This is a genomic window from Massilia orientalis (assembly GCF_030411975.2).
Taxonomy (GTDB): domain Bacteria; phylum Pseudomonadota; class Gammaproteobacteria; order Burkholderiales; family Burkholderiaceae_D; genus Telluria; species Telluria orientalis.
On record NZ_JASNRB020000006.1, the window covers coordinates 53096 to 75493 of the forward strand.

General features: G+C 66.7%; 19 protein-coding genes. 11 read left to right on the forward strand and 8 right to left on the reverse strand.

Going from position 1 to position 22398, the window contains the following annotated elements; genetic code table 11:
* Positions 1 to 26: 26 nt before the first annotated feature.
* Positions 27 to 500, reverse strand: coding sequence for an Lrp/AsnC family transcriptional regulator (locus QPK29_RS10790; RefSeq protein WP_056135907.1), 474 nt, complete (start codon positions 498 to 500; stop codon positions 27 to 29).
* A gap of 85 nt (positions 501 to 585) precedes the next feature.
* Here QPK29_RS10790 and ilvB point away from each other — a divergent pair, with 85 nt between their 5' ends.
* Complete coding sequence (gene ilvB, locus QPK29_RS10795; RefSeq protein WP_371768249.1) at positions 586 to 2298, forward strand: biosynthetic-type acetolactate synthase large subunit; 1713 nt, start codon at positions 586 to 588, stop codon at positions 2296 to 2298.
* On the opposite strand, the gene QPK29_RS10800 is transcribed toward ilvB, so the two are convergent.
* Positions 2295 to 4178 carry a glycoside hydrolase family 97 protein gene (locus QPK29_RS10800; protein WP_371768250.1) on the reverse strand — a complete coding sequence of 628 codons (1884 nt, stop codon included), beginning with the start codon at positions 4176 to 4178 and terminating at the stop codon, positions 2295 to 2297. The two genes, ilvB and QPK29_RS10800, sit on opposite strands and share 4 nt — an antisense overlap.
* 65 nt (positions 4179 to 4243) lie before the next feature.
* Positions 4244 to 4807 carry a hypothetical protein gene (locus QPK29_RS10805; RefSeq protein ID WP_371768251.1) on the reverse strand — a complete coding sequence of 188 codons (564 nt, stop codon included), beginning with the start codon at positions 4805 to 4807 and terminating at the stop codon, positions 4244 to 4246.
* 101 nt (positions 4808 to 4908) lie between these two features.
* Here QPK29_RS10805 and QPK29_RS10810 point away from each other — a divergent pair, with 101 nt between their 5' ends.
* The 5 genes from QPK29_RS10810 (at position 4909) to QPK29_RS10830 (ending at position 8351) form a co-directional block, all read left to right on the forward strand.
* Positions 4909 to 6024, forward strand: coding sequence for a glycoside hydrolase family 43 protein (locus QPK29_RS10810; RefSeq protein WP_371768252.1), 1116 nt, complete (start codon positions 4909 to 4911; stop codon positions 6022 to 6024).
* Between the two features lie 364 nt (positions 6025 to 6388).
* The gene (locus tag QPK29_RS10815; RefSeq protein WP_371763338.1) at positions 6389 to 6583 is read left to right on the forward strand and encodes a hypothetical protein; all 195 of its coding nucleotides are present in this window, start codon (positions 6389 to 6391) and stop codon (positions 6581 to 6583) included.
* A 124-nt stretch (positions 6584 to 6707) separates the two neighbouring features.
* On the forward strand, positions 6708 to 7025 hold the full coding sequence (locus QPK29_RS10820) for a hypothetical protein (protein ID WP_371768253.1): 318 nt from the start codon (positions 6708 to 6710) through the stop codon (positions 7023 to 7025).
* Positions 7026 to 7172: 147 nt separating this feature from the next.
* Complete coding sequence (locus QPK29_RS10825; protein ID WP_371763794.1) at positions 7173 to 7742, forward strand: dihydrofolate reductase family protein; 570 nt, start codon at positions 7173 to 7175, stop codon at positions 7740 to 7742.
* Between the two features lie 51 nt (positions 7743 to 7793).
* On the forward strand, positions 7794 to 8351 hold the full coding sequence (locus QPK29_RS10830; RefSeq protein WP_371768254.1) for a dihydrofolate reductase family protein: 558 nt from the start codon (positions 7794 to 7796) through the stop codon (positions 8349 to 8351).
* 7 nt (positions 8352 to 8358) lie between these two features.
* On the opposite strand, the gene QPK29_RS10835 is transcribed toward QPK29_RS10830, so the two are convergent.
* A complete protein-coding gene (locus tag QPK29_RS10835; protein ID WP_371768255.1) occupies positions 8359 to 8964 on the reverse strand; it encodes a TonB family protein in 606 nt (201 codons plus the stop codon).
* 195 nt (positions 8965 to 9159) lie between these two features.
* The gene (locus QPK29_RS10840; protein WP_371768256.1) at positions 9160 to 9855 is read right to left on the reverse strand and encodes a trimeric intracellular cation channel family protein; all 696 of its coding nucleotides are present in this window, start codon (positions 9853 to 9855) and stop codon (positions 9160 to 9162) included.
* 149 nt (positions 9856 to 10004) lie between these two features.
* On the opposite strand from QPK29_RS10840, the gene QPK29_RS10845 reads away from it, so the two are divergent.
* The 3 genes from QPK29_RS10845 to QPK29_RS10855 all read left to right on the forward strand — a co-directional run bounded on the left by QPK29_RS10845 (position 10005) and on the right by QPK29_RS10855 (position 15388).
* Entirely contained in the window at positions 10005 to 11348 is a 1344-nt protein-coding gene (locus QPK29_RS10845) for a 2-hydroxycarboxylate transporter family protein (RefSeq protein WP_371768257.1), read from the forward strand.
* A gap of 31 nt (positions 11349 to 11379) precedes the next feature.
* A complete protein-coding gene (locus QPK29_RS10850) occupies positions 11380 to 12354 on the forward strand; it encodes a tripartite tricarboxylate transporter substrate binding protein (RefSeq protein ID WP_371768433.1) in 975 nt (324 codons plus the stop codon).
* 67 nt (positions 12355 to 12421) lie between these two features.
* Entirely contained in the window at positions 12422 to 15388 is a 2967-nt protein-coding gene (locus QPK29_RS10855; protein ID WP_371768258.1) for an EAL domain-containing protein, read from the forward strand.
* A gap of 18 nt (positions 15389 to 15406) precedes the next feature.
* Here QPK29_RS10855 and QPK29_RS10860 read toward each other — a convergent pair whose 3' ends face one another.
* The 3 genes from QPK29_RS10860 to QPK29_RS10870 all read right to left on the reverse strand — a co-directional run bounded on the left by QPK29_RS10860 (position 15407) and on the right by QPK29_RS10870 (position 19145).
* Complete coding sequence (locus QPK29_RS10860) at positions 15407 to 16201, reverse strand: DJ-1/PfpI family protein (protein WP_371768259.1); 795 nt, start codon at positions 16199 to 16201, stop codon at positions 15407 to 15409.
* 80 nt (positions 16202 to 16281) lie between these two features.
* Positions 16282 to 18435 carry an FUSC family protein gene (locus QPK29_RS10865; protein ID WP_371768260.1) on the reverse strand — a complete coding sequence of 718 codons (2154 nt, stop codon included), beginning with the start codon at positions 18433 to 18435 and terminating at the stop codon, positions 16282 to 16284.
* Positions 18436 to 18485: 50 nt separating this feature from the next.
* A complete protein-coding gene (locus QPK29_RS10870; RefSeq protein WP_371768261.1) occupies positions 18486 to 19145 on the reverse strand; it encodes a sigma-70 family RNA polymerase sigma factor in 660 nt (219 codons plus the stop codon).
* A 144-nt stretch (positions 19146 to 19289) separates the two neighbouring features.
* Here QPK29_RS10870 and clpP point away from each other — a divergent pair, with 144 nt between their 5' ends.
* The gene (gene clpP, locus QPK29_RS10875; RefSeq protein WP_371768262.1) at positions 19290 to 19889 is read left to right on the forward strand and encodes an ATP-dependent Clp endopeptidase proteolytic subunit ClpP; all 600 of its coding nucleotides are present in this window, start codon (positions 19290 to 19292) and stop codon (positions 19887 to 19889) included.
* A 190-nt stretch (positions 19890 to 20079) separates the two neighbouring features.
* Entirely contained in the window at positions 20080 to 22209 is a 2130-nt protein-coding gene (locus tag QPK29_RS10880; RefSeq protein ID WP_371768263.1) for an exo-alpha-sialidase, read from the forward strand.
* Positions 22210 to 22398: the final 189 nt, after the last annotated feature.

Genomic DNA, 22398 nt, shown 5'->3' on the forward strand with positions numbered 1-22398 from the left:
CTGCCCGAAAGTGTGGCGCCGGCCCCTCAGGTGAGGGGCGTATCGACCTTCTTCAGCGTGCGCAGCACGAAGCTGGACTTGCTGTGGCGGATGCCCGGGATGTTGTAGATGCGCTCGCGCAGCAGCCGTTCGTAGTCGCGCGTGTCCTTCACGGCGATGCGGATGAAGTAGTCGTAGTCGCCGGAGATCAGCGCGGCTTCCAGCACTTCCGGGATCGATTCGAGCGCCTGGCCGAATTTGTACAGCGTCTCCTCGCTGTGGCTGTCGAGCGTCACCTGGACGATCACGGTGTCGTGGTAGCCGAGGCTCGCCAGGTCGACTTTCACCGTGTACGCCTCCAGCAGGCCGCTGTCCGTCATCCGCTTGATGCGGTTCCAGCACGACGTCGTCGACAGGTTCACGGCGCCGCTGATCTCCTGCAGCGGCGTGCGCGAGTCCTTCAGGAGGATAGCCAGGATCTGCAGATCGGCTGCATCGTAAATTTTTCTCTGATCGTCCATGATGGGTGAAAATCTTTCAGGAAATTGCCAGATTATAGCGAAAACCGTGAAGCACTTTCGGCGATAAGGTCGATAAAATTCAGGGATGAAAACACTTCCTCCCTTGACCGCCGCGCGCGTGCTGGTCGACACGCTGGTGGACTGCGGCGTCGACACCGTGTTCGGCTATCCCGGCGGCGCGGTCCTGCCGCTGTACGATGCGCTCGCCCTCGACCGGCGCATCCGCCACATCCTCGTCCGCCACGAACAGGCGGCCGTCCACGCGGCGCAGGGGTATGCGCGGTCGACCGGCCGGCTCGGCGTCGTGTTCGTGACGTCCGGCCCCGGTGTCGCGAACACGACGTCCGGCCTGCTCGACGCGCTGAGCGATTCGATTCCCGTGCTGTGCGTCAGCGGCCAGGTCGCGACCGGTGCGATCGGCACCAACGCATTCCAGGAGTGCGACGCGCTCGGCATCACGCGCACGGTCACGAAATGGAATACGCAGGTGCGCGACGCCGCGGCCGTCGCGGCCACGATCCGCACCGCCGTCGCGACGGCGCTGGGCGGCCGGCCGGGGCCCGTGCTGGTCGACGTGCCGAAGGATATCCAGGCGAGCCATGTGGCGGCGGCGCGGTCCGGTTCGTCCGCCGACGCTGTCCCTTCAAGCGTGCCGCAAGCCGCGCTCGAGCAGGCCGCGCACCTGATCCGGCACGCGCGCCGGCCCGTGTTCTACGGCGGCGGCGGCCTGGTCAACGCGGGCGACGCCGCCTGCGCCGCATTCGGCCGGCTCGTGCGCTGGAAGGATGCGCCGTGCACGCTGACGTTGATGGGGCTGGGCGCGTTTCCCGCGTCGGACCCGCGCTGGCTCGGCATGCTGGGCATGCACGGCACGCTGGAAGCGAACCTCGCGATGCACGAGGCGGATCTCGTCGTATGCGTGGGCGCGCGCTTCGACGACCGCGTCACGGGCAAGCTGGCGCATTTCTGTCCGGACGCGCGCATCGTCCACGTCGACGTCGATCCCGCGTCGATCGGCAAGGTCGTGCGCACGGACGTCGGCCTGGCGGGCGATTGCGCCGCCATTCTCGATGGACTGCTCGGGATGCTGGACGCTGTCGATCCCGCGCCCGTCGCGGCGTGGTGGGACAGGATCGCGTCATGGCGCGCCGCGCGCTGCCTCGACGTGCCGGCGTCCAGCGCGGGCATCCTGCCGCAACGGCTGATGCGCACGCTGGCGGATCACGTTGCGCGGCGCGGCGCGATCGTGTCGACCGACGTGGGCCAGCACCAGATGTGGGCCGCGCAGTATCTCGGGTTCGAGCGTCCGCGGCGCTGGCTCACGTCGGGCGGCGCGGGCACGATGGGCTATGGCCTGCCGGCGGCGATCGGCGCCCAGGTCGCGCATCCGGAGGACCTCGTCGTGTGCATCTCGGGTGACGCGTCCGTGCTGATGAACATCCAGGAACTGGCGACGGCGGTGCAGCACCGGTGTCCCGTGAAGCTGGTCCTGTCGAACAACGGCTGCATGGGCATGGTGCGGCAGTGGCAGGAGCTGCATTACGAAGGGCGCTACAGCCACAGTTATTCGGAAGCGCTGCCGGACTTCGTGGCGCTGGCGCGCGCCTTCGGCTGGCAGGCGCGCCGCGTCGAGGATCCCGCCCAACTCGATGGCGCGGTGGCGGCGTGCATGGATGCGGAGGGGCCGTACCTGCTCGACGTGCGCGTCGAGCAGGCCGAGAACTGCTTTCCGATGATCGCCGCGGGGCGGGGGCATCACGAGATCCTGCTGGCGAAGGACCGCTGGTACGAGGCCTAGAGAGGGCGCAGCCACAGCGCCTGGCCGCCGGAAGCGGGCAGGTCGAGCTGCAGCACGGTGGCCGCGTCCACCGTGCGCGTGTGGATGCCGACTTTCGTGCGCGTCGGCGCGGCCGGGTCGTCCGCGTAGATCGTCGCTTCGTAGCGCTTGCCTTTCGGGAGGAAGTCGAAGCGCAGCGGGATGCGGCGCGCGTCGTTGTTCGTGATGCTGCCGACGAACCACTCGTCGCCCTTGCGCCGCGCGATCGTCACGTCGCGGCCCGGCGCGCCGTCCAGCACGCGCGTCTCGTCCCACGTGGTCGGGATGCGGTCCCAGAACGCCAGTTCCGGCTCGTCGTGCGAGCGGTCCGGCGTGTCGTACCAGTACAGCGTCTGCAGCGGGCTGTAATAGACGACCGCCAGCGCCAGCTGGTGCGCATGCGTCGTGCGGATGCGCGGGTCGTAGTAGCAGATCGTGTAGTCGGCCGCGCCGGCGAGGTAGCGCACGAACGGCAACACCGTGTTGTGCGTGGCGTCCGGCATTTCCTCGTTGCCGCGGATGCCTTCCGCCGTCAGGAGGTTGGGCCAGGTGCGCTGCTCGCCGGTGGGGCGCCAGTCATCGTGGATGTTGACCATGATGTTGGCGGCGGCCGCCTGCTGGATCGTCTTCTCGAGCCACGTCGTCCAGCGGTGCGAACCGACCTGCACGAAGCCGAATTTCACACCTGCGACGCCCCAGTCGCGGTAGGTCTGGAACAGCGTGTCGCCCTGCGCCATCAGGCCCTGCTGGTTCACGTACAGCCACACGCCGATGCCCTTGCTTTTCGCGTAGGCGATGATGCCCGGGAGGTCGAAGTCGGGAATCGCCACCTTCGTCGCGTCCGCGTCGAACGAGAACGCGTTGCCGTACCACTTGAAGTCGAACAGGACGTATTGCAGCTTGTGGCGCGCGGCGAAGTCGATGTTGGCCTTCGCGTCCTTCGTCGTCAGCGACATCACGCGCATGATCTTGCCCGGCTTGATCCACGACGTGTCGGCGATGCGCGACGGGGCGTTCAGGTTCAGGATGAAGTCGTTGTTCTCGATCAGCTGGCCGGGACGGCGCGCGATCATGATGCCGCGCCAGGGCGTGGCGAACGGCGAGACCAGGTCGGCCGGGTCGTGCATGGCCGTCACGATGGTGTCCGGCTTGTCGGGGCTCAGCTTGAACTTGGTGCGCGCGTAATCGACCATCTGGCCTTCGAGCAGGGCGACGGACAGGCCGTTCGGCAGCTGCAGCGTGAGCGGGCGCTCGGCCTGGTCCGGCCAGTTCGACAGGGGCATCAGCTGGTACGGACCCTGGGCCCAGCCGTGGAACCACGCCCGCGTGCCGGCGGGCAGGGCGAATTCCGTGTCTTCGCCGATGATGCGGTAGTACGTGCCTTTTTCGTTCTCGGGGAACGCGAAGCGCAGTGCCACGCCGGCGTCGTAAGCGCGCACTTCGACGGACAGTTTATAGGTCGGGTTGTCGTCCTTGACCAGGTCGACCGTGAGGGCTTCGTAATGGTCGCGGATGTGCGTGCGCTCGCCCGTGACGGGCGTCCACGTGCTGTCGTGGCGCGCGCGGTGCACGCCCGTCACGCGCAGGTTCTCGAACCAGCGCGCGTGATGGTCGACGGGCAGGGCCATCGCGTTCTCGGACAGGTGGTTGTCGAGGCGCAGTTCCAGCAGCGAGTCGCGGATGACGGTCTCGCCGTCGTAGCGCACGTTGTAGGACAGGGCGCGCTTGCCGGCCGCGTCCAGCTTCTGTGCCAGTTCGAGCACGATGTGGCCGTCGGGCGAGGCGACGCGTTCGATCATGTCCGCGGCGGCGGCGTGCACGGTCGCGGCGCACAGCCACACGGCGGCGAAAAATTGGCGCATGAGGTCTCCCATATTTGTTATCGATCACATGGTAGCAGATATCCGCTGCCGGATGCAATCGGTGCCTAATAGCTCTGCAGGCTCGGGAAGGCGTCGCTGACATCGCCGCGGGCGCGGGCGGCGCGTTCGTCGGCGAGGTCGCGCTCGAGGGTGGCGACGCAGGACGCCAGGTCCGCCTCCTTGCCGGCGACGGCGACCGTCCGCGCGGCGGCGCCGTCGACGCGCATCCACAGCGTCCGCTGGCGCAGGAACGTCCGCAACACGTCCATCATGGCCGGGGCGGGGATCTGCGCGGACGCACGGTCAGCCTTGTCCGGGTGTAGCGCGACGCTGAGTGCCGTTTGCGCGCCCGCGCCGATTTCCAGCAGGTGGGGGCGGGCCGGCGGGTCGTCCTCGCGCAGCCTGACCTTGCCGACCAGTTCGAGCTTTCTGGGGTCGACGCCCACGCCGAGGGTCAAGTGCAGGAATTGCCGGATGTCGCCCCCGGCCGGCATCGTCGCGAGCGTGCACTGTACGATACCGTGGTCGCCGGCGTCCATCCAGAACGCCAGCTGCTCTTGCGCCGGTGCCGGCTGGGCGAAGCAGGACGTCGCACTGAATACCGCAAGCAGGGCAAGCACCGGTCTCATTGTCTTCCTTTCATTGATCGCGGCGGCCAGTGTAATAAAAAGTCCGCGACAAAAGGTGGGGATATCGATAACATTGCACGTCCACTCATGGAGACGAACGTATGAAGCACAAGATGAAGCTCTTCCTGGCGGCAGCAGCGCTGCTGGGCGCGGCGACGGCGACGGCGGCACAGGCGGACGGCGTGTTCCGGCCCGGCGCGCTGTGGCCGGATGACAAGGGCGTGCACATCAACGCGCACGGCGGCGGCATCCTGCAGCATGACGGCGTGTATTACTGGTTCGGCGAGCACAAGGTGTCCGGCACGGCGGGCAACGTTGCCCAGGTCGGCGTGCACGTGTACAGCTCGCGCAACCTGACCGACTGGAAGGACGAAGGCATCGCGCTCGCGGTCAGCAACGACCCGGCCAGCGACATCGTCAAGGGCGCGATCATCGAGCGGCCGAAGGTGATCCGCAATCCGCAGACAGGGAAGTTCGTGATGTGGTTCCACCTGGAGCTGAAGGGCAAGCGCTACGACGCGGCGCGCTCGGGCGTGGCCGTCGCCGACAAGGTGACGGGGCCGTACGTTTACCAGGGCTCGTTCCGGCCGGACGCGGGCGCGTGGCCGGTCGACGTCAAGCCCGAAGACAAGGACCCCGCCACGTCCTTCCTCGCGCGCGACCACGCGGGCGGGCAGATGGCGCGCGACATGACCCTGTTCGTGGACGACGACGGCAAGGCCTGGCAGTTCTACGCGTCGGAGGAAAACCATACGATGCACGCATCGCGCCTGACGGACGACTACCTGCGTTCGGCGGGGCAGTATGCGCGCGTGAAGCAGAACGGCGACGACGAGGCGCCTGCCGTCTTCAAGCATGGCGGCAAGTACTACCTCGTGACGTCGGGCCTGACGGGCTGGGCGCCGAACGCGGCCAAGTCGTACGTCGCGGACGCGATATCGGGCCCGTGGCGGGCGCTGGGCAACCCGGTGCGCGGCACGCCGGAGCAGCAGAAGATCACGTTCGGCGGCCAGTCGACCTATGCGCTGACACTGCAGCGCAACGGCTGCACGCGGCATATCCTGATGCTGGACGTCTGGCGCAAGGAGGATGCGATCGACGGGCGCTACGTGTGGCTGCCCATCGAGTGGGAAGGCGGCAAGCCGGTCGTGCGGTGGCGCGACCAGTGGACGCTGGCGGACATGGACAAGCTGCCCTGCGACGGGCCGGGAGACTAAGTACGTCGACCAAAAAACGGACTTGCCGGGAGAGCAATACGGGCCGTGCGCTGAGCCGTTACGAACGGCCGGGTTCGGCCAGGAGCGGACGTCCGCAATGCCGCCTAGAGAATACTGACTTAAAGACCTATGATGAAGATATTATCTGTCATATGCGCTTTGGCTTAACGTTGGCCCTCTGGCTGAAATTTGGAACCGATCCGCCGCGGCGATATCGATACTGCGAGCATCTCGCTGGCGAACAGAGCGGAGGCGACAGTCCACTTTGGTCCAGGTTGTGTAAGAACGAAATTTCTGCCTGTTTTCAGGTGGTTCTTTACCCGAAAGAAGCGCAACCTAAGTGAAGCCCGAACTGGAGATATCGATGACCGTAAAAGTCTACCGCTTCGCGCAGTACCCAGTCGGCAATGACGTGACGTTGTCGCATGGTTACGCAACGATGGAATTCATCATCCTCAACAAACTGACTGCAGTGCCGGACAGCGAGATGGATGTAGACCCGGCGCACGTCGACCAGGAAGGGCGTTACCTGGGACTGAACAGCATCAATCCTACCTAGTCCTCCTGGCAAACCCAATATTTCAGTTGAAGCAACATTCGCCGTGCCTGGCCCTTTACGGTCTTCCGCAATCGGCCAGAAGCGGACCGTCAGACTTCAAGAAGCAACAGCATTGGAAACAGTTATGGACCAGTTCGACACCCTCAAAATGGCTAGCGGTGGACTAGCACTTGTTCTTGAGCCGTCGTCAACATGGGGTGAGTTTCCAGCTCATGTCGAGAAGTGGAAACGACGCTTGGGCGCAATGTCCCTGTCGAAAGCGGTTATCACATTCGATGAATGCATAGCAGAGGTCGCTGTAGCTGATGGCGAATTCTGGATCACCTATGATGATTTTCAGAGCAGCATTCAGCTCGAACCCAAGAAACCACGCTACAACAATATCGTGTCGCAATTACAAGCTGAACTTCGGCGTGGCGGCGATGACGCGAAGCGTTCTTGAGTTGGATATCGCAGAGTGTCCGCTCGGGGGCGGCCGGCGCTCGTCGCATGCACGTCGTAAAAAAATCTGAAGCAATCATGTCGATCCTGCCGCTCCTCGTACGTCGTTCAGAGACAACACCATTTCTAATGAGCGCAGGAGATTCACATGGCCTCATCGGTACTATTCATGTCAATGTCGCTCGATGGATATATTGCCGGTCCGAACGACGAAGTCGGCAATCCTGGCGGCGATGCCTTCGATCGGCTGCATGAGTGGTATGGGGACTTTTCCCGGCCGTCCGGGGCCGTCGGAGAATTGTGGGACGAGTGGAATACGCCTGGTTCGATATTGGCGGGTCGGCGGACCGTGGAGCAAATCGATCACTGGGGCGGTGACAATCACGGTGTCCCTATCTTCGTACCCAGCCACCGGCCGGCCGGCCCATCCGTCGCAAACTATCCGTTGGTGACGTATGTGCGGGACGGCATCGAGAACGCGATGGCTCGGGCGAAGGCCGCCGCCGGCAACCTGAACGTGCTGGTGCTCGGCGCGTACACGGCACGACGGGCACTTGAGGCTGGTGTGCTGGACGAGCTGCAGATCCATCAGATACCAGTGCTCTTCGGTGGCGGCCGGCGGCTGTTCGAGGTGTTGCCTTCACGGATCGAGCTGGAGATCGTCCGGGTAATCGACACACAGGATGCCACGCACATCCGCTATCGCGTTCGTCGCTGATGGCGGTACGTCGAAAGGTATTGTTAGAGCGACCAAGCGAACGGAGACACGATGGGACTTTTGACCTTCAGTATCAACCTGACCCTCGACGGCTGCGTCGACCACCGGGAAGGCATCGCCGACGACGAGACGCATGCCTTTTTCACCGACCTCATGGACGAGGCCGGGGCGATGCTGTGGGGCCGCGTCACTTACGAAATGATGGAGGCCTACTGGCCGGCGGTCGCGCGCGGCGCCGTCGACGCGCCGCCGGCGCTGCGCGCATGGGCGGACAAGCTGGAGGTCAAACCGAAGTACGTGGTGTCCTCGACCCGGTCCGACTTCCGCTGGACGAACAGCCACCATGTCACGGCCGACCTGCGTTCGAGCGTGCAGCAGCTCAAGGACGCGACCCCGAACGGCGTGCTCCTCGGCAGCGGCAAGCTCGCCGCCGCGCTGGAACGGCTGGACCTGATCGACGAATACCGGTTCCTCGTCCATCCCAGGATCGCCGGGCACGGTCCGACGCTGTACGACAGCGGACTGCCGGCCACGCGCCGGCTCGAACTGCTCTCCGCGACGCCGCTGCGCAACGGCGCGGTCGCCATGCACTACCGGCGCGTGGGCTGACCCGGCGTCATTCGATGCTCCACTTGTACTGCACGATGGACACCTTTTCCACCGGCGCGCCGGCCGACGTGCCCGGCGTGAAGCTGCAGCGGGAGAGGGCGGCCAGCGCGGCCTGGTCGAGTGCGGGGTAGCCCGACGACGTGCCGATCTCCGCCTTCCGGATGGCCCCATCGGCGCCGATCAGGAAGTTCAGCTTGACCAGGCCCATGTGCTTCGCCCGCACCTCGTCCGGCGGATAGGCCGGCCTCGGGCACGTCTTGAAATCGATCATGGCAGGCAGCTCGGCCGGATTCAGCGATGCCGACGGCAGCGCGTTGCCCGTCTGACCGGCATCGTAGCCAACCGGACGCAAGCGCAAGGTCACGTCCCGCTCGCGGTCGTCGTGTGCCCTGGTGACCGCAAACTGGCGTGACTGCCTGACCTGCGCCACGAAGTCGCGCTCGGTCATCGGCTTGCCATGCTCATCCACGTAATTGAAGTTGTCCACGGGACCGACGCCCTGGCGGGCAAGCGCGTCGGCCAGGGCAGGGGGAACGGCTGCCGGTTGCGTTGCGCAGCCGGCAAGCGCGGCAAATCCGAGAACGGCAAGTCGCTTCTTGAAGTCGGTTATCATGATCGGGCGGAAAGTTGTCGGACAACTAGTGTATTTGCAAAATTGCTGAGATTGCAAGCAGCGATCCTTACCGCATGACGCAACAATCCGTCCGAAAAAAGTCAGCTGAAATTTACGATTCGATGGGAGTATCGTCCGACTCGCTGGACCAGCGCGAGTCGGCAGTACTGTCGCCCCAGACTCCCGAAGCCGTTCCTACCGCTCGTTCCGCCCCTCCGCCTTCGCCGCATCCTCCGCCGCCTTCAGCGACGCATGCGCGACGGGCAGGTGCCAGTCCAGCTTGATGGCCGCCAGGCGCAGGCCGAAGCACAGCGCGGCGCCGGCGCAGGCGCTCACGGTGCCCGGCACGCCCAGCGCGTCGCCCGTCACCATTACGGCCGCGCCGGCCAGGGCGGCGACGGCGTAGATGTCCGAGCGCAGCACGGCCGGGATCTCGGACAGCAGCACGTCGCGCGCGACGCCGCCGCCGACGCCCGTCAGCATGCCGAGCAGCGCGGCCATCACGGGGTCCAGCCCGAACACGAGGGCTTTCTGGGCGCCGGCCACGCAGAACAGGGCGAGGCCGGCGGCGTCGAAGATCAGCACGGGGCTCTGCAGGCGCTTGATGCGCGGATACCAGAAGAAGATCAGCACGCCCGCGAGCAGCGACACGGCCAGGTAGCGCCAGTCGCGGATCGCGGACGGCGGCGTCGCGCCGATGAGGACGTCGCGCACGATGCCGCCCGAGTTGGCGGCGACGAACGACAGCACCAGCACGCCGAACAGGTCGAGCCGGCGGCGCACGCCGGCCACGGCGCCGCTCAGGGCGAACACGAACGTGCCCAGCAGGTCCAAGGTGAGCACGAGGGTCTTGATGGCGGCGCTGACGTCGAGCGATACGGGAGAAAACACGAAAACCTCGTCAAGGACGGCGAAAACCCGCCATTATGCCGCTGAAAGGTAATTGAAGGGTTGCGTCGATATAGTGGGCTCCATTCACCAGGCTGATCGGCCGTATCAACGGTTCCGATATCTTGCCTGGACAAGAACGAGGAGCACACATGAACACGACAACCTACACTCCGGCGAACGCAGAACAGCAGGCGGCCGGCTCATCCATCCCCCGGCTCTGCCTCAAGATTGCGCGTACCCGCATCGGCATCGTGCCGCTGCCGGTCTACGTGCTGCTGCTGGCGCTGATCGGCGGCTTCGTCGCGACCGGCAAGGTGCCGAACGATATCTGCGTGTCGATCGCCATCCTCACCGTCGGCGGCTTTTCCTGCGCCGAGCTGGGCAAGCGCCTGCCGTACTTCCGCAATATCGGCGCCGCCGCCATCTTCGCGACGTTCATCCCGTCGTATCTCGCCTTCAGCAAGCTGCTGCCGGCGCCCGTGCTGAAGAACGTCGTCGACTTCACCAAGTCCACCAACTTCCTGTACCTGTTCATCTCGTCGATCATCGTCGGCAGCATCCTGAGCATGGACCGTAACGTCCTGATCAAGGGCTTCCTGAAGATCTTCGTGCCGCTGGCCATCGGGTCCGTCGTGGCGGGCGCCGTCGGCACCGCGGTCGGCACGCTGCTGGGCCTGGGCCCGTACCACACGTTCTTCTACCTCGTCGCACCGATCATGGCGGGCGGCGTGGGCGAGGGCGCGATCCCGTTGTCGATCGGCTACGCGGGCATCCTGGGCCAGGAGCAGGGCCATATCTTCGCCGAAGTCCTGCCGCCCGTGATGCTGGGCAGCCTGACGGCGATCCTGCTGTCCGGCATGCTGAATTCGCTGGGCAAGAAGCGTCCGCACCTGACCGGCCAGGGCCGCCTGCAGGCGGGCGAGGAAGCCATCGCGCCGCAGGCGGAAAGCCTGCCGGGCCAGTTCGACATCGCCAACATCGCCGCCGCGGGCATCACCTCGATCTCGCTGTACATGGTCGGCATGATGTGCTTCCGCCTGTTCGATTTCCCGGCCCCCGTCGCGATGCTGTTCGTGGCCGTGATGTTCAAGCTGTCGCGTCTCGTGTCGCCGCAGCTGCAGCAGAGTTCCTATATCGTCTACAAATTCTTTTCGACGGCCGTCACGTACCCGCTGCTGTTCGCGATCGGCGCGTCCATGACGCCGTGGGACAAGCTCGTCTCCGCCTTCAACGTGGTCAACCTGACGGTCATCGTCTCGACCGTCGCCAGCCTGATCGCCACCGGCTTCTTCGTCGGCCGCCGCATGAACATGTACCCGATCGAGACCGCGATCATCAACGCCTGCCACAGCGGCCAGGGCGGCACGGGCGACGTCGCGATCCTGACGGCGGCCGAGCGCATGCAGCTGATGCCGTTCGCCCAGATCGCGACGCGCATCGGCGGCGCGATCACGGTCACGCTGACCTTGTTGGCAATGTCGCAACTGCACTGAAGCGGACGCCAACGCGAGTATCATGAGCGTCATGAAGTCCCTGCGTTCCTTCCTGTTGTGCCTGCCGCTGCTGGCCGCGCTCCCCGCTGTCGCTCAACCTTCGGCCGCGGAATGCGTCGTCCCGTCCAAGCCGGGCGGGGCGATGGACTTGACCTGCAAGCTGGCCCAGAAGGCGCTGCAAGCCAAGCCCGGCGTTCCGAAGCTGAAACTGAGCTATCTGCCGGGCGGGATCGGCGCCGTGGCGTGGCACACGATGGTGTCGCAGCGGCGCGCCGAGCCGGATACGCTCGTCGCGTTTTCCGGCGGCTCGCTGCTGAACCTCGCGCAGGGCAAGTTCGGCAAGGCCAGTCCGGACGACGTGCGCTGGGTGGCGGCGCTCGGCGTCGACTACGGCGTGATCGCCGTGCCGGCCGATTCGCCGTACCGTTCGCTGCGCGACCTGGTGGACGCGCTGCGGCGCGACCCCGAGAAGATCGTGATCGGCATGTCGGGCACGATCGGCAGCCAGGACTGGATGAAGATGGCGCTGCTGGCCCGCCAGGCCGGTCTCGACCCGCGCCAGCTGCGCTTCGTCGCGCTGGAAGGGGGCGGCGAGGAATTCGTCGCGATGCAGGCCGGCTACGTGCAGGTCGTGTCGAGCGACGTGTCGGAAACCGCCCTCTATACGGCGTCGGGCAAGGTGCGCGTGCTGGCCGTGCTGTCCGATAAACGCCTGACGGGCGCGATGGCGGGCGTGCCCACGGCGCGCGAGCAGGGCTACGATATCGTGTGGCCGCTGATCCGCGGCATCCTGATGGGGCCGGACGTGCCCGACGCGGATTACCGCCGCTGGGTGCAAGCCTTCGACCGCATCGAGTCCGCGCCCGAATTCGCGCAGATGCGCGCGCAGATCGGCCTGTATCCGCTCGCGCTGACGGGCGACGCGCTGACCCGCTACATCCACCAGGCCGTCGCCGACTACAAGCGCCAGGCCCGGCAGTTCAATCTCGTGCGCGAGCACCCGTAGGTTGAAATTTTGCTTCCGCAATCCGACATTTGTTAATATGCACCCATCTCCCTGAACCAGTTTCTCCATGACGCTGTTGAGCATGCTCAGCCGGCACCGCCGCCCGATATCCAGCCATCCCATCGGGCGCCTGTTTCTGGGCTTGATGCTATCGGGCGTGCTCGGCTTCCAGGCGTGGGCAGCCCCGGCGGCAACGCTGCGTGTCGGCGTGTACGACAACGCCCCCAAACTGTTCGTCGACAACGACGGGCGCCCCGCGGGCATCCTGATCGACCTGCTCGACCGGATGGCCGACGCCGAAGGGTGGGAACTGCGGTTCGTACCGTGTACCTGGACCGACTGCCTGGCCCGCCTCGAGCGCGGCGACATCGATCTGCTGCCCGACGTCGCGTACACCGAGGAACGGGCCCGGCTCGTCGGATTCCACCAGGTTCCCGCCTTGCTCAGCTGGTCGCAGCTTTACCGCGGCAAGGACGTGAAGATCGCGTCCATCCTCGATTTGCAGGGCAAGCGCGTGGCGGTGCTGGACGGGTCGGTGCAGGCCCAGTTCCTCGCGTCGCTGCTGAAGGCGTACGGGTTGACGCCGCACTTCATCGCCACGACGTCGTTCGAGCAGGCGTTCCGGCTCGTGGCCGCCGGGCAGGCCGACCTTGCCGCGGCCAGCAATTTCTACGGCGACCGGCAGGCACCGCGCTTCGGCCTGCGCGATACCCCCATCGTGTTCCAGCCGTCGCGCCTGTACTACGCCAATCGTCCCGGCCTGCCGGACGCGGTGCCGGCGGCCATCGACCGGCATCTGCGGACGTGGCAGGCGGATCCCGAGTCGGTGTATTTCGCCATCCTGAAGCGCTGGCAACTGCAGGCGGCGCAGAAGGGTGACGCGCGCACGGCCTGGCTGCTCGGCGCCGCGGCCGCGATCGTGCTGGCCGCGTCCGTCGCCGCCCTCCGGTTCCGGCGCCAGGCGGCGCAACGGGCACGCGAATTGCGGCGGGCCGAGGACAAGCTGGCGGTCATCCTGGACAGCATGGATTCGCTCGTCTACATCAAGGATGCGGACTTCCGCTATACCTATGCCAACGGCGCGATGTGCAGGATGCTGGGACGGCCGCCAGCCGGCATTCTCGGCCGGGACGACTACGAACTCTTCGGACCGGAACTCGCCCCGGTGTTGCGCGCACACGACCGGCAGGCGGTGGCGGACGCGCACCCGCAGCAGTTCGAAGAGTCCATCGCGCTGCGCGGCGACCACCGTACCTACCTATCGACCAAGATGACACTCGTCCTCGAGGACGGCGCTGCGCGTTCGCTGTGCGGCATCTCGAGCGACATCACGTCCAGGAAGCAGTTGGAAGAGTCCACGCGCATCGCGGCGACGGTGTTCCAGTCTTCCGAGGGCATGCTGGTGCTTGGCCCCGACCGGGCGGTGATCGACGCCAACGCCGCCTTCTGCGCGATGAGCGGCTACACGCCCGCGGAACTGGCGGCGGCGACGGCCTTGCCGTTCCAGCTCGCGCAGGACGGCGGTGCGCTGGACGACGCGTTCTGGGAAGGCGTCGGGACCCAGCACAAGTGGCAGGGCAACGCCTACGGACGGCGCCGCGACGGCAGCCTGTATCCGGCGCTGCTCTCCGTCAGCACCGTGCTGGACGAGCGGGCGACCATCGTCAACCATGTGTGCACGGTGTCGGACCTCACCGAACTCAAGCAGGTGCAGGAGCGCAATCTGCGCCTGGCGTACTACGACGAACTGACCGGCCTGCCGAACCGCAGGCTCCTGTTCGAACGGATCCAGTCCTGCCTCGGCATCGCGCGCAACGAACCGCAGCTGGGCGCCTTGCTGTTCCTCGACCTCGACAACTTCAAGGATCTCAACGATACGCGCGGCCACGTCGCCGGCGACCACTTGCTGCTGCAGGTGGCGCAGCGCATCGTCGCCTGCGTGCGCGCCAGCGATACGGTGGCACGCCTCGGCGGCGACGAGTTCGTCGTCATGCTGGATGCCATCGGCGTCGACGAGGACGAAGCGCGGCTGCATGCCGAAGTCCTGGCGGAAAAGGTGCTGGCGGCCGTGAGCGCGCCGTACGAGATCGACGGCATGCCGCATCATGCCAGCTGCAGTATCGGCGTCACCCTCTGCGCCCACCATGACGAGGATCTCGACAGCCTCATGCGGCGCGGCGACCTGGCGATGTACCGGGCCAAGGAAGACGGCCGCAACACGGTGCGCTTCTTCGAACCGTGGATGCAGCACGCCATCACGGCCCGGACCCGGCTCATCGCCGAACTGCGCCGCGCGCTCGATGCCGGCCAGTTCGTGCTGTACTACCAGCCCCAGGTCGAGGACGGGCACTTGATGGGCGCGGAGGCCCTGCTGCGCTGGCGCCATCCCGAACGCGGGCTCGTGGGGCCGGGCGAGTTCATCGGCGTCGCCGAGCACGCCGAACTGATCCTGCCTATCGGTGCATGGGTCATGCGCGCCGCCTGCGAGCAGCTCGCGCGCTGGGCCGCGTGCCCGCGCAGCGCGCACCTGACGATGGCCGTCAACATCAGCATCAGGCAACTGATGGAAGACAACTTCGTGCGCGATACGCTGGACGCCATTGCCGCCACCGGTGCCAGGCCAACGCATCTCAAGCTCGAGGTGACGGAGTCGATGGTCATCGAGCGCGTGGAGGAAACGATCTCGAAGATGGAACAGTTGCAGCGCCATGGCGTGCGTTTTTCGCTGGACGACTTCGGCACCGGCTATTCGTCGCTGGCGTACCTGAAGCGCCTGCCGCTCGAGCAGCTGAAGATCGACCGCTCGTTCGTGCGGGACATCCTGGTCGACCCGAACGACGCATCGATCGCGCGCAGCGTCGTCGCACTGGCGCGCGCGCTCGGCCTGTCGATCATCGCCGAAGGCGTGGAAACGGCGGCACAACGCGACATGCTGCGCGAGATCGGATGCCACCGCTTCCAGGGCTATTTCTTCGGCAAACCGATGCCGGCGGAAGAATTCGACGCCGCACTCGCGGCGGAAACGATCCCGTAGTCCCGCGGCGGCGCACCGTCATCCGCGGCCGGCCGGGTCGTGCGCGAGGCGGGGCGTGTCGCCGGCGGACGTGTCCGGTGCCGCCCCGGCGGCCGCCGGCCGGTGGCGGGCGCGCTGGGCCGCCACGACGCCCACCCCCAGCAGCGCCAGGCTGAGCATCGCTCCGAACGACGGCGCCGCCAGCCAGCGCAGCGACTGGTTCGGTTGTTCCAGCGGCTTGTCCTGCGCCGGGTCCGACTGGATGTCCGGCAGGTGTTGCGCGGCCGGTTCGCCCGCGAAGAACGGCGCGAGGGCCTGCACGAACGCGCCCAGGTCCTGCGTGGCGCGGCAGGACAGCACGTGGGCATCGCGCACGACGTCCTGGTTCAGCCACGTCGCGCCCGCGTTGACGACGTCGTCGCGGATGCCGGGCCACGACGTCAGCGTGCGCCGCGGCGCGAGCCCGGCCGACACGAGGATCAACGCCGCCTGCGACATCAGGGCGACGGGCTTTCCCGCCGCGTCGAACTGCCGGAGGAGGGCGCGCGCCGCGGCGGACTGGCGCAGGATGTCGGGGCTGATGTAGCCGCCCGGGACCAGCAGGCCGTCGTAGTCGGCGGCCTGGGCGTCGTCGATGGTGCGGTCGACCCGCACGAGGTCGCCGGGCTGGTGCATGTGCATGCCGCGGATCCGCCCGCGCCGCAGCGAGATGACCGTCACGTCGGCGCCGTCGTCGGCGAGGGCCGCGACCGGGGTCTTGAGCTCCGCCTGCTCGAACCCGTCGGCGGCAAGCACCGCGATGCGTTTACCAGAGAGTGGCTTGGAGGTGTTCATGATCGCGTTTCCGCTCGAGGACCATGAACGACAGAGTTGAACCGCGGGAGATTAGTTCCGTGCGGGCGCGTGGGGAACCATTACGGATGGCGGCGGCGCGGGACGGCAAGCTGGCCGGCGTTCCGGCCCAGCGCGGCGTCGATCGGGCCATGGCACAGCGCCACCTGCGCCGCATCCTGCTGCAGCAGGCGCAGGCGGCGCTGCAGCGGCGCCCAGCCGGGCCAGGCCGCGATCCGGACCGTGCCGTCGTGCGCCGCCGGTTCCGCCTGCGCGGCCGCCCCGAGCGTGCTGCGCAGCCGGGCGAACGCGTGCTCGAGCGTGGCCTCGACCTCCGCGCGCGGCAGGTTGTCCGCGTAGCGCTGCAGCAGCAGGCGCAGCGCGGCCATGTGCGACATCAGCAGGTAATTCTGCACCGTAAAGCGGTTCAGCTCGGCGGGCGCGCGCTGCTGGGACTGCGGTTCGTCGAGCATGCGGCCCAGCGCCGCGCTGAGGTTCGCGAGGGCGTCCATGAAGCGCTTGCGCTGGATCCGGTAGCGGGCGTCGTCGACCGCGCGTCCGAGCAGCAGGTCGGCGGCGGCGTCGATGTAGCCGCGGTTGGCGTCGGTCACCGCGTCCACCAGCTCCGGCAGGTGCTGGTGTTCCCAGTTCGGCAGCACGTAGCTGAAGAACGACGCGATCAGGGTGCCGAGCAGCGTGTCCAGCAGGCGCTGCTCGATCGCGCCCGCGAAGTGCGGCACCGTGAGCCCGATCAGCAGCAGGGCCTGCACGCTGGCGGCGATTGCCGTGTAGCGGTATTTGATGGACAGGAACGTCGGCCCGGCGGCGGTCGCGACGAACAGGAAGCCGATCAATGCGGCCGGAGAATGGACGAACCGGAGGATCACGGCCGTGAGCACGCAGCCGATCAGGGTGCCGATCAGGCGGTCGGCGCGGCGCTGGCGCGTCATGCTGAAGGTCGGCTTGAGGATCACGGCGATCGTCAGCGCCGTCCAGTATCCGTGCGACTGGTATGGCAGCCATTCGGACGACAGCAGGCCCACCGAGATCGCCATCGCCACCCGCAGCGAAAACCGGAACGTCGGCGACGTCCAGCGCAGGTTGGCGACGAGGGTGCCGAGGTTGTAGCGTTGCTGGGTGAGGAACGGCGTCAGGTCGCTGCCCGCCGTCGGCAGGGTGCCGCCGGTCGTCGCGCTGGCGGCGTGCAGGCCGGCGATCATCGCGATCATGTCGCGGATCTTGTTGGACGTGGCGCGCAGCACGGCCTGCGCATTGACTTCCGCGCTGTCGGCCGGGGGCAGGGCGCGCAGTGCGGCATCGAGCGCGGCCAGCTCGTCGCGGTAGTCGATCGCGGCGCGCGACGGCCGGTTGCGCGTCATGGCGTACGCCACCGATTCGATGTCGCGCGCCGCCTTGCCGATCAGGGCGCCGAGCAGCGGCAGCACCGGGCCGGCGGCGAAATGCTGGCGCAGCAGCGCGTAATCGGTGTGCGTCGACAGCACGAGTTCGTACAGGTCGAACATCGCATAATGCACCCGCACGAGGACGGCCTCGTCCTCCCTGGGCTTGCCGCGCAGGACCAGGTCGCGCGACGCCTGCTGGCGCTCGGCCAGCGTGCTTTGCTGGCGCACGAGCTTTTCCATTTGCGCGGGCAGCGGATTGGCCATGTCGTAGCAGCCGGCCTTGATGCCGGTGTAGGCCGCCAGTTCGTACAGCGCCTCGGCCAGCACCTGCTGCTTGAGGCGGCGCCGCAGCCGCCAGACGACGATCATCGCATACGCCATGTAGCCGGCCCCGCCGGCGAAGAACAGGGCGCCGTGGTGCAGCGCCTGCACGGGCGTGGCGGCGGCGTCGCTCGACAGCATCATCACGAACAGGGCCACGAACTGCAGGGGCATCGCCTTGCGGCCGTACACGGTCATCATGCTGGCGAGGAAGGAAACGAGGACGATGACGGTACGCAACAGCCATGGCACGGGAGAACTCAGGCTGACGAGCAGCGCCACCACCGAGCAGGTGAGCACGCCGGCCAGCATCTCGTTGAACTTGTGGCGCAGCGGGCTGGGCAGGTCCATCAGGCTGGTGCACAGCGCGCCCATCGCCACCGCCATCGCGGTCGGCAGGTCGGCGACGGCGTAGGTCAGGAACGTCAGGCCGACGACGCCCGTGGCGATGCGCAGGCCGGTGTAGAAGTAGTGACTGAAGAAGAGCGTGCGCGGCGCGAGGGCGTAATGCATGGGGGGACGCGTCAGCAATGGATGAGTCCATTATAGCGTCGCCGCCGTCCCTATGCCGCCATCAGGAAACCGTACGCGGCATCGTTGGCGCACGCCTGCGCGCGCACTGCCATCGGCTGTGTCTCGGTGAGCAGGGTGATCATCGCCGGCACGTCGAGGCCGTCGAGCGCGGCATGGAAGCGGCGGATGAGCTCGCGGCACAGTTTTTCGTCCGGCGGCGTGTCGCCATCCGGCGCGCGCAGGCGGCGCCGCGCGCGCGACAGGTGTTGGCGCGCGTTCGCGGGTGTCGTACCGAGCGCGGCCGCGATGTCGGCGTGGCCGCATTCGAACACGTCGAACAGGACCAGCGCCAGCCGCTCCGATGGCGTCAGCCGGGCGAACATCCGGGCCAGCGCGTCGCCCACGTCCGCGCGCCGCAGCAGCGCCTCGTCGGGCAGGGCAGGCGGCGCGGCGGGCACGAGTTCCATGGCGGCGTGCGCGGCTTGTACCTCGCGCGCGCGCCGGCGCAGGCGGTCGATCGACTGGTGCTGCACGACGGTCGTCAACCAGGCCGCGGGCGTCGCCAGCGCGTCCCGGTCTGCGGCCTGCCATTTCAGGAAGCAATCCTGCACGACGTCCTCGGCGTCCGCCGCGCTGCCGACGATGCGCAGGCTGAGCGCGACCAGGCGCGGGCGCAGTTGTTCGAACAGGTTGGTAGCGGCGCATGGCATCGTGCATCTCCTTCGCTGGATGGTGGTACCGCTTGACGCCCGGCGCGGTCCGGATGTGACACGCGGGCGAATTATTTTCCAAGCCGTCACACGGCGCCCGGCCGCAAGCGTCATGGGGCACCTTCCACCATCGAAAGGACCACCATGAATTTCCTCCCCACCGTCATCGAACAGACCGGCCGCGGCGAACGCGCCTTCGACATCTATTCCTGCCTGCTGAAAGAACGCGTCATCTTCCTCGTCGGCGAGGTGACGGAGCAGTCGGCCAACCTGATCGTCGCGCAACTGCTGTTCCTCGAATCGGACAATCCGGACAAGGACATCTCACTGTACATCAACTCGCCCGGCGGGTCCGTGTACGCGGGCATGGCGGTGTACGACACGATGCAATTCATCCGGCCCGACGTGTCGACGCTGTGCACGGGCTTCGCCGCCAGCATGGGCTCGTTCCTGCTGGCGGCGGGCGCGCGCGGCAAGCGGTATGCGCTGCCGAATGCCCGCATCATGATCCACCAGCCGCACGGCGGATCGCAGGGCGTGGCGGCCGACATCGACATCCAGGCGCGCGAGATGCTGTACCAGCGCCACCGCCTGAACACGATGCTCGCGGAGCGCACGGGGCAGACGCTGGCGCGGATCGAGAAGGACACGGACCGCGACCGTTACATGTCCGCCGCCGAGGGTGTCGAGTATGGCCTCATCGACCGGGTGCTGGAGGCCCGCGGCGGCGCCACGCCGTTATGAAACTGACCAAGTGCGTGAACAATTTATTCCAATCACGGTTACATCACCGTGTGCGCGCAAATCCGTCGGCTATGTTTCGAAGATTCTTGCGGTTCGGCCTGGAGGAGACAGGCCGGTGCGGGAATCGACGCCTGTGCAGAAACAGGCGTTGTCTTACTTCAGATGCATAACAAATCTTAGGAGGCATTACATGAAGTTGATCAATGCAACACTGCTCGCGGCGGCTGCGTTGGCCGTCCAGCAGCCGGCGATGGCGTATTCGTGGGGGAATGTCGGCATCGGCGGCGGCGGGTTCGTGTCGGCCGTCATCCCCAGCAAGACGGAAGCGAATGTCGTGTACGCGCGCACCGACGTCGGCGGCGCGTACCGGTGGGACAATGCCAGCGGCCGCTGGGTGTCGCTGCTGGATTGGGTGGCGGAAGACCAGGTCGGCTTCCTCGGCGTCGAAGCGCTCGCGGTCGACCCGAAGAACGCGGCCAATGTCTACATGACCGTCGGGATCAATTATTTCAACAACGGCAAGACCGCGGTGCTGCGCTCGTCCGATTACGGTAGGACGTTCACCGTCGCCGACGTGACGAGCCAGTTCAAGGCGCACGGCAACGGCATGGGCCGCCAGAACGGCGAGCGGCTCGTCGTCGACCCGGGATCGAGCAATGTGCTGTATGCCGGCACGCGCCAGAGCGGGCTGTTCAAGAGCACGAACTATGGCGCGAGCTGGACCAGGGTGACGGCGCTGAACGTGACGACGACGCCCAACGACAACGGCATCAGCCTCGTCCTGGCCGATCCGTCCAGCGTGTCGGGCGGCGTGGCGCAGCGCCTGCTGGTCGGCGTCTCGCGCTACGGCTCGGCGGGGGCGAACCTGTACCGCAGCGATAACGCGGGCGCGTCGTTCAGCGCCATCTCCGGCAGCCCGTCCGGCCTGATGCCGCAGCGCGCCGCGTTCGACGGCGCCGGCAACGTGGTCATCACGTATGCCAACGGCGCCGGACCGAACGGCAACGGCTCGGGCTCGGAACCCATGAACAGCGGCCAGATCTGGCGCTACACGATCTCGAACGGCGCATGGACCAACGTCACCCCGTCCGGCGTCAACGCGGCGTTCAGCGGCATCAGCGTGGACCCGTCCAATTCGCAGCGCCTGGTCGCCTCGACCATCAACCAGTACATGCAGCAGGGCGACAGCTGGGGCGACCACGTGTACATCTCGACCAACGGCGGCGCCAGCTGGACCGACGTGATCAACCGCGGCTTCGTCCGCGACAATGGCGGCGTGCCCTGGATCAACGGCAAGGCGATCCACTGGGCCGGCGTGGCCGTGTTCGATCCGTTCAACAACAAGGCCGTGTGGGTGACCTCGGGCAACGGTATCTTTAAAACGGCGAATATCGACGCCGTGCCGACCACGTGGACGTTCACCGTCAAGGGTCTGGAAGAAACGGTGCCGCTGAATATCAACAGCATCCCGGGTGGCCCCGTGCTGTCCGCCATCGGCGACTACGACGGCTTCCTGCACTACAACGTCGACACGTACACGAACCCGCAGTTCTCCCCGACGATGGGGACGACCACCGGCCTGGCGGTCGCCGACGCCAACACGAGCCTGGCGGTGCGGGTCGGGAACAAGATGTACACGTCGGCCAATGGTGGCGTGAACTGGAACCAGACTAATATGAACGGCACGTACGGCCAGGTGGCGCTGTCGGCCAGCGGCACGGTCCTGCTGCACAACCCGTCCAATTCGTCGACCATGTACCGTTCCACCAATATGGGGGCGAGCTGGTCGACGGTGGGCGGCCTCAGCGTCAACAACGCGCGCCCGGTTGCCGATCCGGCCAATGCGAGCAAGTTCTACGTGTACAACCCGGCCGACGGCAGCTTCATGATCAGCACGGACAGCGGCGCGTCGTTCTGGAAGTTCAACACGCTGGCCACCTGGGGCAGCGACGTGATCCGCGCCGCGCCGGGCCGCGAAGGCGATATCTGGGTGCCGCTGAACTGGGGCGGCCTCGCTCGGACCACCAGCTCGGGCTGGCAATTCAGCAATATCGCCAACGTCACGTATTGCGGCGCGGTCGGCTTCGGCAAGGCCGCGGCGGGCGCGTCGTATCCGACCGTGTTCATCTGGGGCACCATCGGCGGCGTGACCGGCGTGTACCGGTCCACCGACGCGGGCCAGAGCTGGACCCGCATCAACGACAATGCGCACCAGTACGGCGGTCCGGGCAACGGCCATTTCGTCGTCGGTGACATGAACACGTTCGGCGTGGTCTACATGAGCACGGCGGGTCGGGGGATCGTGGTCGGCAAGCCGTAAGCATGTTAACTCGTCGTTCCCGCGCAGGCGGGAACCCATGCTGAGTGTCCTCGGTTGGTTCAGTATGGATCCCCGCTTCCGCGGGGATGACGGCGTTGCGTTGTGAACACGCCTCTTGTCAGAACAGATTGTTTCCGTACGGAACTGTGCTAATCTGGCCGGAAGCGTGTTCCACCGATTCCTTCGAGC